Below are 17,512 nucleotides of genomic sequence, written 5' to 3'. Positions count from 1 at the left end.
GGGGGACGACAAAATGCTGGAAACAAGAAAAAAGACCATGATAGCAATGATACTTGCAGGGGGCCAGGGAAGCAGACTGGGAGTACTTACCCAGAAAATAGCAAAACCCGCCGTGCCATTTGGAGGTAAATACCGGATAATAGACTTTACTCTCTCAAACTGTACCAACTCAGAAATAGACACGGTGGGAGTGCTGACCCAGTATATGCCGCTTGAACTCAATGCATATATAGGAAATGGCCAGCCCTGGGACCTTGACCGCCAAAACGGAGGAGTCAGTATACTGCAGCCATATGTAAAAGGAAAGCGAGGAGAGTGGTACACTGGTACAGCCAACGCCATATATCAGAACATGCACTTCATAGAAGCTTCGCATCCGGATTATGTACTTATTCTTTCAGGAGACCACGTATACAAGATGAACTATGATCTCATGCTCAGTCATCACAAGGCCAAGGGAGCGGACTGCACCATATCAGTTATACAAGTGCCCTATGAAGAAGCCAGCAGATTTGGAGTAATGAGCTGTGATGAAAATGAAAAGATATATGAGTTTGAAGAAAAACCAGAACATCCAAAGAGCAATCTTGCATCCATGGGAGTCTATATATTTACATGGGATAAACTGAGAGATTACCTTATAAAAGACGAGGGAAATCCAGAATCAGAAAATGACTTTGGAAAGAACATAATTCCAGCCATGATAAAAGGCGGAGAAAACCTCTACGCCTACAAATTTAGCGGGTACTGGAAAGACGTGGGAACTATAGAGTCGCTCTGGGAGGCCAACATGGATCTTTTGGATCCAGACATGTCCATAAGTCTTTACGATCCACCATGGAAAATATACTCAAAAAACCCAGTAAAGCCCCCTCAGTATATAGGGAAAGAAGCTGACATAAAGACCTCTTTCATAACAGAAGGTTGCGTCATAGAAGGACAGGTCATAAAAAGCATAATTTCTCAATCTGTAAAAGTGGGAAAAGGAGCGATAATATATAACTCTATAATAATGCCCGGTGCAGATATACAAGATGGAGCAGTAGTAGAATATGCAATAATAGGGGAAGAATCTATAATAGGCAAAAATGCTAAAATAGGTGATTGTAGAGATATTGAAAACCCGGAAAAAACACCCTTGATAACAGTAATAGGACAAGAAATCAAGATAGGTCAAGGGGTTCGTATATCCGCGGGATTCATGGTAGACAAAGATACCGACAAAGATACAGAAAAAGTGGAGGTATAAGATGAATACACTTGGAATTATATTCACATACTCAGAATTTGCAAATCTTAGAGAAATAAGCGACGAAAGAACCATGGCTTCTGTTTCATTTGGCGGAAGATATAGACTCGTAGACTTTGCTATGTCAAATTTCGTAAATTCAGGGATATTTAATATATCACTTATAACCAAAGACAGCTATAACTCACTTATAGACCACATAGGCATAGGCACAGAGTGGGACCTTGACAGAAAGCGAGGGGGAATCACCATGTTGACTCCCTTTGGAAGCGCAGGCTCAAGCGGTATATACAGAGGCAAGGTAGACGCCCTTTCATGCCATATGAAGAGTATAAAAAGTGCAATAGCAGAATACGTTATAATAGCATCAAGCAGCCTGATCTACAGCATAGATTACAAGGCTATGATGGCCTATCACAAATCTACAGGAGCCGACATAACAATGGCCTACAACAGGGACGCACAAAGTTGTGAGAACATACCTCTTGGATCGCCACTTTGCACATTTGATCATGAAAACAGGCTGACAGATATATATCTTAACAAAGACGAATCCTGCGTAAATCCCGTAAATCTGGGGATAGGCGTATTTATGATGAAAAAATCCCTTCTCGAAGCGCTCGTTGCAGATGCCATGTCTTATGGAAGATACGACATCTACACCGGTCTTTTGAGAAAACAGATAAACACCCTCAAAATAATGGGCTATGAATACACAGGCCGCCTCATGCTTCTTAATTCAGTGACCAACTATATGCAGGCCAACATCAGTCTGCTCAATCCTGAGATAAGAGAGCAGGTATTTAAAAATACAATATACACAAAAGTCAAAGACAGCGTGCCCGTAGAATATGGCCCTCATGCAAGCGTCAAAAATTCTATAATAGCAGATGGATGCGTAATAGAAGGCACAGTAGAAAACTGCATAATATCAAGAGGAGTACGTATAGGCAAAGGCTCAGTCATAAAGGACAGTATAGTAATGGAGTACACCTCGATACTTGAGAATGCAGAACTTGACTATGTTATAATAGACAAGGACGTCATAGTCAGAAACTCAAGCCAGATATCAGGTCATATAACATTTCCTGTGGTAATCAAAAAAGGAAGCATAATTTAAAGGTGGAGATAATATGAATATAATGTTTGTAAGTTCCGAAGCAAATCCCTTTGCAAAGAGTGGAGGCCTGGGAGACGTAATAGGTACACTTCCTTCAGAGCTTAAAAAGAGGGGAATAAATGTCAGTATCATGATACCACTCTACAAGTCCATAAAGGAAAAATACGCCTCCAGATTAAAACTTGTAGATGAATTTAAGGTCCAGCTTTCATGGAGAAATCAGTACTGCGGCCTATTTACCATAAAAGAAAACAATATTGATTATTACTTCATAGACAATGAATATTACTTTTTCAGAGAAGGATATTATGGTCATTATGATGATGGAGAGAGATTTGCATTTTTTTCCAAGGCAGCAATAGAATCAGTAAAACATATAGAAAAAAGAACAGACATAATACACTGCAGTGACTGGCAGACAGCCCTTATTCCCATATATCTAAAGACCCTATACGCTCAAGACAAAGCACTTGCCGCTGTAAAAACAGTATTTAGCATACACAACATAGAATATCAGGGAAAATTTAATCCCTATATAACAGGCGATATATTGGGACTTTCATATGAAGAAGAACAACTGATCAAAGACGGAGACTCTGTAAACCTGATGAAGGGAGCCATAAAAACCAGCGACAGGATTACAACCGTAAGTACCAGCTACGCAATGGAGCTGAAAGATCCGTTTTTTGCATCAGGCCTTCACAGGACAGTCGCAGAATACTCTTTCAAACTAAGGGGCATAATAAATGGTATAGATACATCTGAATACGATCCCGAAAAAGATAAATATCTTCCATTCAGGTTCAGCCTTGACAAGATGCAAGGAAAATATAAAAATAAAGAAGCCCTTCAAAAAGAGCTGGGATTTGAAGTAAACGCGGCTATACCCCTGATTTCCATGGTGACAAGACTAGTTTCTCACAAAGGAGTAGATCTTGTGCAAAGAGTCTATGATGAAATAATGGCTCTTGGAGTCCAACTGGTTATACTAGGCACAGGAGACTCAAGCTACGAGCATTTCTTCGCCTCCAAGGCAGGAGATTACAGAGGCAGATCAGCCATGCTTAACTTTTTTTCAGCTGAGATGGCGCACAAGATATATGCATCTTCAGACTTGTTTCTTATGCCATCAAAGAGCGAACCTTGCGGGCTTTCGCAGATGATAGCATCAAGGTATGGGACAGTGCCAATAGTAAGAGAAGCAGGAGGATTAAAAGACAGTATAGCTCCATTTAATCCAGTCACAGGAACAGGAAATGGAATAACCTTCATGAGTTTTGATGCATACGATATGCTGGACGCAATAAGGCGTGCAATGGACATATATTCAGACCCTCAAATGTGGAAGACCCTGACAAAAAACGCCATGAAAAAAGATTTTTCCTGGAAGAGTCCGGTAGCAGAATATATAAATCTTTACAAAGAATTAGAACAGGAGTAGTAAATGAGACTTAATTATACATCCAGACAGATTTCAGATTTGATAGAAGGAAAGCTCATGCGATACTTTGCCCGTGAGCCCCATAATGCAACCATGCACCAATACTACAAGGCGACCTGCAGTGTTATAAGAGACATTATGTCAGAGCTTTGGCTGGAAAATCACGACATAGTAAATTCTCATCAGGAAAAACAGGTATACTACCTTTCCATGGAATTTCTTCCAGGAACATCACTAAGAAACAACCTTTTCAATCTTCACCTCGAAGACGTAATGTCCAGATCCTTGGCAAACTTTGGGAAAAAACTCGAAGACCTCTACGCCATAGACCCCGATGCGGGACTTGGAAATGGGGGTCTGGGAAGACTTGCATCTTGTTACCTTGACTCCATAGCATCCCAGGGCATGGCCGGACACGGAATGTCCATATGCTACGAATACGGGATTTTCAAGCAAGCCATAGAAAATTGTAATCAGGTAGAAAAAGCAGATGACTGGCAAGACCTTGGCGAGGCCTGGCTGCTTGAAAAAGAAGACGAGTCAGAGAATGTGCAATTTGGAGGATCTCTCGAGGAGTACTGGGAAAATGGGAAGCTGAGAATCAACCATAAAAACTATCATACAGTAATTGCAATTCCAAACGACTATTACATTACAGGCTACGACAGCAAGGTAGTAAACACCCTCAGGCTTTACAGAGCAACGTCGCCTGTAAGCATAGATATGGAGCTCTTTGCCCAGGGAAAATATCTCAAAGCCATGGAAGAAAAGCATATGGCAGAGATAATATCCAAGATACTCTACCCAGAAGACGCCCATCAGGAAGGGAAAATGCTTAGGCTTACCCAGCAGTACTTTTTTACATCAGCAGGCATACAGACCATAGTAAAAAGACATATGCGCACCTTCAAAGACCTTAAAACCTTCCCAGACAAGGTAGCCATACACATAAATGACACCCATCCAGCTCTTGCAATACCAGAACTTATGAGAATACTCATAGACGACCACCGCCTGGAATGGGAAGATGCCTGGGACATAGTTACAAGGACTGTATCATACACCAACCATACAGTAATGCCCGAAGCCCTCGAAAAATGGGCAGAGAGCATTATAAGAGAGATACAGCCAAGAATTTATTCCATAATAGCAGAGATAAACAGAAGGCTGACTCTGGAACTGACCATAAAATATCCATATGATCAAGATATGATAAGAAAAAATGCCATAATATATGACGGACAGGTGAGGATGGCCAACCTTTGTGCAGCAGCAGCCCATACGGTAAACGGGGTTTCAGCTCTTCACAGTGAGATAATAAAAAAAGATATATTTGATGGATTCAACAAGGAGACACCTTCAAAATTCACAAATGTTACAAACGGCATAGCCTACAGACGCTGGCTCTGTCAGGCCAATCCGAGACTTAGCGAGCTAATAGAAGACCTTATAGGACCTGAATTCAAAAAAGACGCCACAAATCTTGAAAAACTTATGAAATTCAAAGAAGACGAAAACGTCCTGACTCAGCTTCATCAGATAAAAAGAGATAACAAGATAAAACTGGCAGACAAGATATGGCAGACCAATGCTATAAAGGTAGATCCAGATTCCATATTTGACGTCCAGGTAAAGCGTATCCATGAGTACAAGAGACAACTTCTAAATCTTTTCCACATAATATACATCTATGACAGAATAAAGACCGAGCCTGACTTTGACATTGAGCCAAGAACCTTTATATTTGCAGGAAAAGCGGCAGCAGGCTACCAGGCCGCAAAAGAGATAATAAGGTTTGCATGCCATCTGGCCAACAAGATAAACTCAGACCCAGAAGCAAGAGACAGGATAAAAATAGTGTTTCTTGAGAACTACTCAGTGTCCCTTGCAGAGCTCATAATGCCCGCAGCAGATATTTCGGAGCAGATATCTCTGGCAGGAAAAGAAGCCTCAGGGACAGGAAATATGAAACTTATGATCAACGGGGCCCTTACCATAGGCACCTATGACGGAGCCAACATAGAGATAAATCAGCAGGTTGGCGACGAGAACATGTTCCTCTTTGGCATGAGAGAAGATGAAGTACAAAAGCTAAGAGACTCACACAGCTACAGCCCCTATGACCACATGGTCAATGACAAGCATATATACAGGATAATGAAACAGCTCTCATGTGAGATAGACGGCCAGTGCTTCAATGCTATTGCAAACCTTATAACCAACGGCAGCGGAGGACCCGCTGACCAGTATTTTGTGCTGGCAGATTTCAAGTCCTACATGGAAGCCCAAAAACGCGTTCAGGAAACATGGAAAGATCGCAAAAGATGGACCCAGATGTCTCTGACAAATATTGCTAAATCAGGAATATTCTCAGCCGACAGAAGCGTAGGCGAATATGCACAGCGGATATGGGGGATAGAATCGATAAATGGAAAATAAAACGATAGAGTACAACTCCAGAGATGAATTTTATAAATCACCATTTGGAGCTACCCCAGAAGAGGTAGAAATAACATTTCGAGCAGGTATATCAAGAGCTCTTGGCCAGTGTCAGGCAACACTGGTCGTCATAAATGATGAGACTAAAGCAACCGATGAAATTCCAGGAAACTGGATTTCCATGAAAGACGGTACGGATTATTACGAATTCAGGTGGATGCCCAAAAAGACCGGACTGTATTTTTATCACATAAGGGCGCTTACTACCAGCGGTATGAGCGGAATGCTCCAGTGCAATCACCACAGCGGAGAATTTCAGCATACCGTATACAGAAAAGACTTTAAAGTCCCAAAGTGGTTGAGCGAGGGGATGATGTATCAGATATTTCCTGATAGATTTGCAAAGAGTGACACCTATATTGCACCCCCCATAGATAAAGACTATATAATCAGAAGCGACTGGGGAGGCATTCCAAACCAAAAAGATGAAAACGGTTTTGTAAAAAACAACGACTTTTTTGGGGGAAATCTTGCAGGTATACAGGAAAAACTCAACTACCTCGCAGACCTGGGAGTTAGCGTTATATACCTTAACCCCATAACAGAGGCCTACTCAAACCACAGATATGATACCTCAGACTATAAAAATGTAGATCCCATGCTTGGAACAAATGAGGATTTTAAAAATCTTTGCAGGGAGGCATCGCAAAAAGGTATAAAGATAATACTCGATGGAGTGTTCAATCACACAGGAGACGACAGTATTTACTTTAACAAGAAAAGAAGATATGACAATTCTGATGGAAAAGGAGAAATGGGAGCCTTCAACAGCAAGGATTCAAAATACTATAAGTGGTATAACTTTACCACCTATCCGGACAAATATGAGTCATGGTGGGGAATCGATACCCTTCCAAAAGTAAAAGACGATGACGATAACTATATTGACTTCATGATAAGAAATCCGGATTCAGTCATAAATCACTGGCTGGATCTTGGAGCATCAGGCTTCAGACTCGATGTGGCAGACGAGGTTCCAGACGTATTCCTCGAAGAACTAAGAAAACATGTAAAGGAAAAAAATCCCGAAAACGTTATACTGGGAGAAGTATGGGAAGACGCCTCAAACAAATTAAGCTACGGACAAAGAAGAAAATACTTTCATGGCGATCAGCTGGACAGTGTCATGAATTATCCCCTAAAAAAAGCAATAATTGCCTATATGGAAACAGGTGAGGCATCAATCCTGTCACAGGCTGTAGAAACCCTCCAGGAGAACTACCCGCCTCAGGTCTTTAATTCCCTTATGAATATACTTGGAACCCACGATACACCAAGGATTTTGACCGTATTTACAGAAAATGAACATCGCACAGCCAAGCGAAAACTCTGCCTCTCAGTCATACTTTGGGCATTTCTTCCTGGCATACCATGTATATATTACGGAGACGAAATTGGGATGAGCGGGGCCAAAGACCCCCTCAACAGAGGATGTTTCGATATAGATAAGAAAAACGACAGAATATATTACCACCACAAAGACGTGCTGAGCATTAGAAAACGTATAGCAGATATAGGGACCTATGGATACAAGACCGTAATGGACACCGGGGGAGCATTTATATTCATCAGAGAAAAAGCTCCTGAGCCAGGTTCTGACAAAAGAGAGACAGATAGAATATTTGCAGGAGTAAATCTTGGAGAAGAAAAAATAATAAAACTCCCATTTACAAAAATTCTTACATTTTTCAGGATGGGCAAGGTGGAAGTAATCGACTCTCACACCATAAAACTTGGAAAATATGCAGGGATAGTGGTAACAGGTAATACTATATAATTATATTGTATTATATAAAAAGGAGATAAATATGTGGAAAGAATTTAAAGACTTTGCATTCAAGGGCAACGTGCTTGACCTTGCAGTAGCAGTAGTAATGGGGGGAGCATTTGGAAAGATAGTGACATCCCTCGTAAATGACATAATAATGCCAGTAGTAGGTTTTTTTACAGCAGGGACAGACTTTAGTACCTTAAAATATGTATTGTCTCAGGCAGTCATGGATGGGGAAACTATAGTGACTCCCGAAGCAGCCATTCTTTATGGAAGTTTTATAAAAAACATAGTGGATTTTATTATAATAGCATTCTCAATATTTCTTGCTATAAAATTTATAAACAAAGCCAAAAAGAAAAAGGTCCAAGAACCGGAAAAAGCACCAGAGCCAGAACCAGTTCCACAAGACATCAAACTTCTTGAAGAAATCAGAGACCTTCTTAAAAACAACAAATGAAAGGAAAATCAATGGAAGAATTAAACGCTCATGCGATTACCCATCTCATTGAAAGTCAAAAGCATTTTTATAAATCAAGCAAAACAAGAACAATTGCTTTTCGTAAAGTTATGCTTACGCGCTTAAAGCAAGCGATTCTTGATTTTGAACCTCAAATTACAAAAGCGCTTTATCAAGATTTAAGAAAATCGGAACAAGAGGTCATTACGACAGAAATTGGAATTACTTTGACTGAAATCAATTTTATGCTTAAAAATCTGTCAAAGTGGGATAAAGAAAAAAGAGTCAAATCTACCCTTATCAATTTTGGGGCAAAATCCTATACCATGCGTGAACCCTTTGGCACAACCTTGATTATTGGCCCATGGAACTATCCCTTTCAATTGGCAATTGCCCCTTTAATTGGTGCAATTGCTGGTGGCAACACGGCAGTAATCAAACCATCTGAACTTTCAATGTACACCGCAAAAGTGGTTGAAGAGATGATTTTCAAGACCTTTAATCCAAATTATATTGCAGTTGTACAAGGAGGTATAAAAGAAACTACTGAACTGTTGAATCATCGATTTGACAAGATATTTTTCACAGGCAGCACCCAGGTTGGGAGCATTGTGATGCAGAGCGCCGCCAAATTTCTAACACCTGTGATTTTGGAATTAGGGGGAAAGAGCCCTTGTATTATAGATAAAAATGTCAATTTAAAACTTGCAGTTAAGCGAATTGTATTTGGTAAGGGTATAAATGCGGGGCAAACTTGTGTTGCACCAGATTATGTGATTGTACATGAATCGATTAAACAAGAGTTTTATGATGAATTTAAAAGGGTAGCAAGTCTTTTTTACGGGAGTACAAAACAGAATCAAATGGATTTTGGCAAGATAATCAATGACAGAAATTTTAATCGTGTGAGGTCTTACTTAAACGATGGAAAAATTGTGTATGGTGGTGGATTCACTGAAGCGTCTCATCATATTGATCTAACGTTGTTAGAAATAAGGTCTTTAGATTGTTCCGTCATGAAAGAAGAAATTTTTGGACCCATCTTGCCAGTTATAACCTTTCGATCCATTGAGGATATTATTGAAATTGTCGAGTGCAATCCTGATCCTTTAGCACTTTATGTTTTTTCAGATGATAAAAAGTTTCAAAAGGAAGTATTGAGACGCATTCATTTTGGTGGGGGATGCATTAATGATACGATTATGCACCTGACCAATGAAAACCTTCCCTTTGGAGGCAGAGGAACCAGTGGCCTGGGTAATTACCACGGAAAATCCAGTTTTGATGCCTTTACCCATGAAAAATCAATTAGTCATAGTCCAACTTGGTTTGATTTGAAACTCAAATACCCTCCTCTTAGCAAAAAACGAGTGGGTATTATCAAAAAAATAATGTATAAGTAAAAAAGACAAAAATGAAAACATGAAATTTCTCACGGGATATTTCATGTTTTCATTTATGTCTCATTATGATACATAAAAATACATATATGCTTCAAATGTGTATCAAAATGATACTAGATATATCTTTGTAATTGCTCAAAGCCTTGCAATATCTTATTTGTTGCACCCAAGTAGCCAATTATCTATTTGATTATCTGAAACGTTAGAAGACAGATAATAATCTCCGGTAATTCGGTAACATAAAAAGCTGGATGTATCAGGAAAATATCCCAGTATTCTTGCGAAATTTAAGAAATCATAAACCAAAAAAGCAATCTCCAATTTATGGGAGATTGCTTTTTTTATCCAACGAGTTAATTCGTATAAATATCTTTTCTGTGTCCAATGTTAATAATCAGTATAATGACTTTTTCGTCATTTATTTCAGCTGTTAACCTGTAGTTTCCAATACGGTACCTCCAAAGATTAGCCATATTACCCTTTAAAGCTTTAGCGTTAAGCCTTGGGTTGTCGCAGCCTTCGAGGTTTTTTCGTATCCATGCTAGAATAAGGAGACTCTCTGTTTTATCTGTTTTTTTTAGTTCCTTTAGGGATTTTTTCGAAAATTCTACTTTGTACATTTATTTAAACCCCAGTTCCTTTTCGACTTCTTCCAAGCTGTATGTTACAGGGTCTTTATCGAACTCTTCCCTGGCTTCAAAATATTCTTTAATATCAAACTCATCTTCAATTTGTTCTATTATAGCTCTTCTGATGACTTCGGATACGCTTTGATGCTTCAATGATGCGTATGTTTTAATTAGCTTTTCATCTTGCGGATTTAATCTTAGTGATATTGTCATAATAAAAGCACCTCCCTTGTATTACATTGTATTACAAAATTAGGTTTTTGTCAATACTTTCTACTTATAACAAGGTTGCTTTCTTATGTCTCATTATGATACAATAACTATATAAAATCTCATTATGACACAGTGGACTTGCAGACCATTCTAATTGGTGTCTCATAATGAAACAAAAGCCTTTTGCATCATTGCTCAAAGCCTTGAAGTATAAGGTTTTATTCCTTTGGCACGATACTTGCAATTATATATATATATATAATTAATACACGTTAATTATTAAATGCATAGATATTATAAGAGGAGGAATTAATTATGTTTGAGAATTTTATAGATATACTTAAAGAAGAACTTGTACCAGCACTTGGCTGTACAGAACCCATAGCAATAGCTTACGCGGCTGCAAAGGCCAAAGAGGTCCTTGGAGAGATGCCAGACTCCATGATAGTTCATTGCAGTGGGAATATAATAAAGAATGTAAAGGGAGTTACGGTTCCTTCAACAGGGAACATGAAAGGCATCGAGACCAGTGCCATACTTGGAGCCCTGGCTGGAGATGCTTCAAAAGAGCTGGAAGTACTTACCTCAGTAAGACCAGACCATGTTGCAAAGACAAGAGAACTGCTTGCGCAAAAAATATGCCAGGTAAGTCTTGCAAAGGGCGTAGAAAACCTCTTTATAGAAATAACAGCTGTAAAAGGTGACAAAAGTGCATCCGTAACTATATCAGACAGCCATACCAATATTATAAACATAAAAAAAGACGGCAATACGATTTTTGAAAAAGACAGCAAAGCCTCTTCAAATCAGAAAAAACAGGACAGATCCAATTTAAGCGTAAAAAACATATACGAATTTGCGAATACAGTAGACATAGAAGCTGTAAAACCAGTTCTGGGCAGACAGATAAAATGCAATATGGAAATAGCAAACGAAGGAATTCAAAACAAATACGGGACTGCGGTAGGAAGAACACTGCTTAAATATGACTGTGATGAGATAAAAACAAAAGCAAAAGCATATACGGCAGCAGGTTCAGACGCAAGAATGAGCGGATGCGTGCTTCCTGTAGTAATAAATTCAGGCAGTGGAAACCAGGGAATGACAGTTTCAATCCCAGTAATACTTTATGCGCAGCACATAGGAGCATCTGAGGAAAAACTTTACAGAGCCCTTGCCCTGAGCAATCTGCTTGGAATACACCAAAAATCAGGGATAGGAAAACTGAGCGCATACTGTGGAGCAGTGAGTGCAGGATGTGCGGCGGGGGCTGCAATAGCATACCTTGATGATCAGCCGCTTTCAGTTATAGAAGATACCATAACAAATTCACTTCTTAACGTTTCAGGCATAGTATGTGATGGAGCAAAACCATCTTGCGCGGCAAAGATATCATCTTCAGTAGATGCAGCCTTCATGGGCTATCATATGGCCCTTGAAGGAAACAGGTATCTTCCAGGAGAAGGCCTGGTAGGGACTGACATAGAAAAAACAATAAAAAACATAGGGCTCATGGCTAAAGTAGGAATGAAAGAAACGGATGTAGAAATACTGACCCTTATGATAAGCGAATAGTAGCGAAACGGCTTACGCAGGGTCAGAGGCCGCAATGGACAGGAGGGAAATTTTGGAGCTGAAGGATATACAAGCGAGCGTTCAACAGATAGCAGAAGCCATATCGAGCGTTATAGAGATAGATGTTACGGTTACCGATAAAAATCTTATAAGGATAGCGGGAACAGGCAAATACAAGTCCCAGATCGGAGAGCAGATATCCCAAAGTGGGGTTTTTGCGAGCTGTCTCAGAGACAATCGGCCATATATAGTCGAAAACCCCAGAGAAGCAGCGGTGTGCAGTGACTGCAAAATGAAAGACACCTGCCTGGAATGTGCAGAGATGGTCACGCCCATAACTATAAATTCATCGGCAGAAGGTGTAATCGGACTCATAGCCTTTGATCCAGACCAAAAGAAAAAACTCCTAAAAAACGAATCCAGCATACTGACCTTCCTCCAGAATATGTCACAGATGATAGCCTCTACCCTCACTGAAAAAGAAAAGACAGCCGAAATCAATATACTGGCAAACCAGCTCCAGACAGTAATGGACATAATGGACAAGGGCGTAGTTACTGTAGACAGCATCGGTGACATAAAGTACACAAATAGCATAGCAGACAATATACTGGGGATTTCAGAACAGAGATTCAGAAACATTCAAGAAATCATCAATCATACCAGTATAAAAGGCTTTACGCTTGGGGGAAAACTTAAAAACAGAGAATTTGAGTACACTCATCCATCGGGAGCCGTTACGGGGGCTATAATAAGCAGCAAAATACTCCAGAGTAAAGACGGAGTAGAGTCTGTAGTCTTTATAATACAAGAGATACAAGGCCTCATAAAATCCGCAAGAAACATAATATCCGCCAACATAGCCACACCTTTTGACAACATTATATACAAGAGCAAAGTTATGGAAGACACCATAAGGCTCGCCAAAAAAGCTTCTCAGAGCAAGTCTACCCTTCTCATAACAGGAGAAAGCGGAACCGGAAAAGAGCTTTTTGCAAGAGCAGTCCACTACGCCAGCGACAGAAAAAAGGAACCCTTCATAGCCATAAACTGCAGCGCCATACCTGAAAACCTCTTTGAGAGCGAGCTTTTTGGATATAGTGAAGGAGCATTTACAGGGGCCTCAAGAGGAGGACACCCCGGCAAATTCGAACTTGCAGACAGAGGAACCCTCCTGCTCGATGAAATAGCAGAAATGCCACTTCACCTTCAGCCAAAGCTGCTCAGAGTGCTTCAAGACGGCAAAGTTACAAGAGTCGGAGGAAGTCGCCAGATTGAGGTAGACGTAAGAATAATCGCCTCCACCAACGTAAATCTAGAGGAAAAAGTAAAAAATAGAGAATTTAGAGAAGACCTCTATTACAGACTCAATGTTATCCCGCTGCACATACCCCCTCTTAGAGAACGGACAGGTGACATAGAAATAATAACCAGATCCTTCGTAGAAAAATTCTCTCAAAAGCTGGGTAAAGCGGTAACCGGAATAGATGACAGAGCACTTGCGACAATAAAAGCATATGACTGGAAGGGAAATATAAGAGAGCTTGAAAACGCTATAGAATATGCAGTCAACATGTCAGAAAACAGCCTCATATCGCTCCTGGATCTTCCGCCAAAGCTTCAGACTGCAGGAAAACATCCATCGGCAGCCTCGCAACCTTCAGACAATATAATGAACCTCGAAGAACTCGAAACAAGAGAAATAGAAAAAGCCATGCGTTACAAAGAAAATCATGGCCTGACATTTGAAGAGATGTGCAACATGCTTGGAATAAGCAGGGCAACCCTTTATAGGAAAATTAAGAGAACTTAAGAATATAATAAGAATATATAAATTGGGCATATAAAGATAACGTGCCCAAAAATAAGGAGGTTCCAGGTGTAAAAATTACCTTTAAATAATGAGATAATAAATGGTAAGTATACACCCTTTTACAGAAATCGGAGGAAAAAAGCAATAATCCTGATGTGATATTCTTCAATACGCCAGGGACAAAATTTGAGCTCTAACCTTTAGAACTGTTAGCCAAAGATATAAGCGAAGAAGATCCACCTCAGACTTCCAGTGGTTTTTCGGGGATAACGCATACTTTGCCGACTTTGACGGATACTACTGGGAAGTAGCCTGGGGACCAAACTTTAAATTCGATGAAACGGGAATGCTTGTGTTTGATTAAAAATAATATATACTGCTTTTTACAAAAACACTTATATCGCACATGATATAAGTGTTTTTGTAATTTAGATCAGATTCATGTGTTGACATTTATACTCACTACGCTAATGTATATGAGCATAGATGTCAAAACCCAAAACTTTCACCCACTGTTCACATTCCCGCCATAAAACAGTCAGAAATCCACTGTATCATGTAATCATGAAGGAGGCGGTAAACATGTCAATAAGCACATTCAAGCGATACGAAAAAAAATATATATTGAACGGAGCTCAATATGAAGAACTCGCGAAGGCACTGTCAGAGCACATGGTATGCGATGCCAACTGCAGGGACGGAGCGATGTACACCATATACAATGTCTATTACGATACCGATAACGACGAGATCATACAGAAATCGCTCTCAAAGCCGTACTACAAGGAAAAGCTGAGGATGAGGAGCTACGAAATCCCCAAAAGTGGAGATGACAAAGTATACCTCGAGCTCAAGAAGAAAATCGGAGGGATAGTCAGCAAGAGGCGGGTAGCAATGACCTGCAGCGAGGCCGAAGCCTTTGTCGAAAAAGGCATCCGGCCCCAGTATCAGGACTACATCAGCCGCCAGGTCACGGGCGAGATAGAGTTTTTTCTAAAGAATCACCGGGTATCCCCCAAGGTATTCATAGGATACAGGAGAAACGCCTACTTTGACAGAGAAGACAGCAGCTTCAGGATAACCTTCGACAGCAGTATAAGGACAAGGCGGACCAGCCCTCAGCTCACCAGTGGAGCATCAGGCCAGCTACTTTTAAAGGAAGGTACCTATCTTATGGAAGTAAAAACCTCAGGCGCGCTGCCGCTTTGGCTTACAGCAGAATTCTCACGGCTTGGCATAAGGTCGCAGAGCTTTTCAAAATACGGAACCGAATATAAAAGGAAAGAACTATACAAAAGGAAAGAAGGAAAGATAATATGTTAGACTCACTGCTTTCAACATCATCAGCAGCAGATACCATCACCCTGAGCGGGACGATAACCATAATACTATCATCTCTGGCACTTGGGCTCTTCATCAGCCTGATCTACAGATTCACAGAAAGAGAAAGGGGAGCCTCAGCCTCATTTGCAGTAACTCTCATAATGCTGCCATCCATAATAGCCATGATAATACTTCTGGTAGGAAACAACGCAGCCAGAGCCCTCAGCCTTGCTGGAGCCTTCAGCATCATAAGGTTTCGGAGCGCCCCCGGAGATCCCAAGGACATAGGATATATATTCTTCACCCTCGGAGTCGGACTGGCCTGCGGAATGGGGTATATCCTCTACGGAGCAATATTTGCAGCAATACTGTGCGCGGCGATGGTAATACTCACCCAGACCGGATATGCGCAGAAAAAATCGGGCAGTATGCAGCTTAAGATAATGATTCCAGAAGATACGGATTTTCAGCACCTCTTTGATGACATATTCAGCAGCTATACGAGCAGTTTCAGGCTAGAGCGAATAAAGACCGCAGATTTTGGGGCGCTTTTTGAGCTCCATTATGCAGTTATGGTGCCTGATGACACAGATCAGAAAGAATTCATAGACAGCCTCAGGGCCAGGAATGGCAACCTCAATATTACCCTAAGTCTCAAACATACAGAAAGTTGGTAAAATAATGAAAAGAAAAATCATAACAGCGTTTATGCTGGCTTCATCAGTAATTATAGCCTCAGCAGGATGCAGCGCCCAGGCACCAGCGGGCTCAGACTCATCGGCAGCCCAGGATCCATACGCAAATAAGATGGTACTTTCAGGGAGCACCGACCAGAAGATAACCACAGGAGGAACCTACGCCCTCAGTGGCAGCCTCAGCGACGCAAAGCTTGTCATAGACACAGACCAGGAAGTTAACCTGCAGCTTGACGGAGTTACCATAAACAACTCCAAAGGACCGGCGATCCAGGTAGACAATGCGAAACAGGTGACCGTAACAGTCAGCGAAGGCGCAAAGAACGAGCTTTCGGACGGAGGCAGCGACGAAATCAATGCAGCCTTCTTCAGCAATGACACCCTTATATTTGAAGGAAAGGGCGAGCTCAGGATAAACGGCAACAACGAGCACGGCGTAGAATCAGATGACGACATAATCATAAACGGAGCAGACATAATCATAAACGCGGTGAATGACGCCCTCCATGCCACAGACAATATCACCGTAAATGGAGGGAACATAAACGTAGAGAGCTCCGAAGAAGGAATAGAGAGCAAGAATGACATAATAATAAACGGAGGAAGCGTCACGGTAAACTCTAGCGATGACAGCCTCAATGCCACAAACGACATAACCATAAACGCAGGAGAAGTCTACGCAAACGCATCAAAAGGCGATGCCATAGACTCAAACGGGACCATACACATAAACGGCGGAAATACCATAGCAGTAGGAGCAGACATGCCAGAAGCCTCAATAGACTGTGACGGAAATAACCTCATAATAACAGGAGGAACAATAATAGGAGCTGCAGGAAGCACGAGCATGCCTACCGCAGACTCCTCAACTCAGCCCTCAGTAATCCTGAGCGGCGCAAGCGAAGGTGAAAAAATAAGCATAAGCGACGAATCAGGGGAGCTGATGTCGTTCACAGCATCAAGGTCCTTCAGCACCCTGATATTCAGCTCGCCGGATATCACACAGGGAGAGACACTTACCGTAAAAGTAGCAGATAAAGAAAGAGAGACTGTAGCAGTCGGAGCAATGGTAGTCAGCCAGGGAGGAAGCACCGGAATGGGAGGCAAAGGCGGCTTTGGCGGAAATCCTGGCAAGGGCGGCGGCAACAGGCCTCTTCTTCCAGATGGAACAAAGCCACCATCACCAGACGGTGAGCCACCTGCGGGAGAAATTCCGGCGGGAGCACCTACGGAAGGCACAACGGCAGAACCTTAAAATACCGGCCGGATATTAAAATAATGAGTGACAAAATTCGTTTAATGTGTGCTATAATGGGTATAA

14 protein-coding genes are annotated in these 17,512 nt (G+C 41.1%); 12 read left to right on the top strand and 2 right to left on the bottom strand.

Features of this window, described 5'->3' with window-relative positions; translation table 11 throughout:
- Window positions 1-13 precede the first annotated feature (13 nt).
- Genes G558_RS0102090 through G558_RS0102060 form a run of 7 tightly spaced genes read left to right on the top strand, consistent with a single transcriptional unit; the run spans window position 14 to window position 9,943 of the window.
- The gene (locus G558_RS0102090) at window positions 14-1,249 is read left to right on the top strand and encodes a glucose-1-phosphate adenylyltransferase (protein WP_036931390.1); all 1,236 of its coding nucleotides are present in this window, start codon (window positions 14-16) and stop codon (window positions 1,247-1,249) included.
- Window position 1,250: 1 nt separating this feature from the next.
- Window positions 1,251-2,369: a glucose-1-phosphate adenylyltransferase subunit GlgD gene (gene glgD / locus G558_RS0102085; protein WP_036931389.1), complete on the top strand. Its 1,119-nt coding sequence runs from the start codon at window positions 1,251-1,253 to the stop codon at window positions 2,367-2,369.
- A gap of 13 nt (window positions 2,370-2,382) precedes the next feature.
- On the top strand, window positions 2,383-3,810 hold the full coding sequence (gene glgA, locus G558_RS0102080) for a glycogen synthase GlgA (protein ID WP_028828692.1): 1,428 nt from the start codon (window positions 2,383-2,385) through the stop codon (window positions 3,808-3,810).
- A gap of 3 nt (window positions 3,811-3,813) precedes the next feature.
- A complete protein-coding gene (locus tag G558_RS0102075; RefSeq protein WP_028828691.1) occupies window positions 3,814-6,249 on the top strand; it encodes a glycogen/starch/alpha-glucan phosphorylase in 2,436 nt (811 codons plus the stop codon).
- Entirely contained in the window at window positions 6,239-8,086 is a 1,848-nt protein-coding gene (locus G558_RS12070) for a glycoside hydrolase family 13 protein (protein ID WP_051188403.1), read from the top strand. The genes G558_RS0102075 and G558_RS12070 overlap by 11 nt, the downstream gene beginning before the upstream one ends.
- A 31-nt stretch (window positions 8,087-8,117) precedes the next feature.
- A complete protein-coding gene (gene mscL / locus G558_RS0102065; RefSeq protein WP_028828690.1) occupies window positions 8,118-8,540 on the top strand; it encodes a large-conductance mechanosensitive channel protein MscL in 423 nt (140 codons plus the stop codon).
- A gap of 11 nt (window positions 8,541-8,551) precedes the next feature.
- Window positions 8,552-9,943, top strand: a complete 1,392-nt coding sequence (locus G558_RS0102060) for an aldehyde dehydrogenase (RefSeq protein ID WP_028828689.1) — start codon at window positions 8,552-8,554, stop codon at window positions 9,941-9,943.
- Between the two features lie 353 nt (window positions 9,944-10,296).
- On the opposite strand, the gene G558_RS0102055 is transcribed toward G558_RS0102060, so the two are convergent.
- Together G558_RS0102055 and relB are read right to left on the bottom strand one after the other, a co-directional pair.
- Window positions 10,297-10,563 (bottom strand): type II toxin-antitoxin system RelE family toxin, encoded by a 267-nt coding sequence (locus G558_RS0102055; protein WP_028828688.1) that lies wholly within the window; start codon window positions 10,561-10,563, stop codon window positions 10,297-10,299.
- Window positions 10,564-10,785, bottom strand: coding sequence for a type II toxin-antitoxin system RelB family antitoxin (relB, locus tag G558_RS0102050; protein ID WP_028828687.1), 222 nt, complete (start codon window positions 10,783-10,785; stop codon window positions 10,564-10,566).
- 315 nt (window positions 10,786-11,100) lie between these two features.
- On the opposite strand from relB, the gene G558_RS0102045 reads away from it, so the two are divergent.
- From G558_RS0102045 to G558_RS12065, 5 genes are all read left to right on the top strand, one after another.
- Entirely contained in the window at window positions 11,101-12,360 is a 1,260-nt protein-coding gene (locus tag G558_RS0102045) for an L-cysteine desulfidase family protein (RefSeq protein ID WP_036931387.1), read from the top strand.
- Window positions 12,361-12,412: 52 nt separating this feature from the next.
- On the top strand, window positions 12,413-14,173 hold the full coding sequence (locus G558_RS0102040) for a sigma-54 interaction domain-containing protein (RefSeq protein WP_028828685.1): 1,761 nt from the start codon (window positions 12,413-12,415) through the stop codon (window positions 14,171-14,173).
- Window positions 14,174-14,755: 582 nt separating this feature from the next.
- Window positions 14,756-15,496 carry a polyphosphate polymerase domain-containing protein gene (locus G558_RS0102035; protein WP_028828684.1) on the top strand — a complete coding sequence of 247 codons (741 nt, stop codon included), beginning with the start codon at window positions 14,756-14,758 and terminating at the stop codon, window positions 15,494-15,496.
- Entirely contained in the window at window positions 15,490-16,173 is a 684-nt protein-coding gene (locus G558_RS0102030) for a DUF4956 domain-containing protein (protein ID WP_028828683.1), read from the top strand. The genes G558_RS0102035 and G558_RS0102030 overlap by 7 nt, the downstream gene beginning before the upstream one ends.
- 4 nt (window positions 16,174-16,177) lie before the next feature.
- A complete protein-coding gene (locus tag G558_RS12065) occupies window positions 16,178-17,446 on the top strand; it encodes a carbohydrate-binding domain-containing protein (protein ID WP_036931385.1) in 1,269 nt (422 codons plus the stop codon).
- The last annotated feature ends 66 nt before the right edge of the window (window positions 17,447-17,512 follow it).

Origin of the sequence: Proteocatella sphenisci DSM 23131 (genome assembly GCF_000423525.1) — a bacterium.
In the GTDB taxonomy this organism is placed as follows: domain Bacteria; phylum Bacillota; class Clostridia; order Peptostreptococcales; family Filifactoraceae; genus Proteocatella; species Proteocatella sphenisci.
Note: the sequence above shows the minus strand (reverse complement) of the source record. Positions and strands in the feature narration are given on the sequence as shown.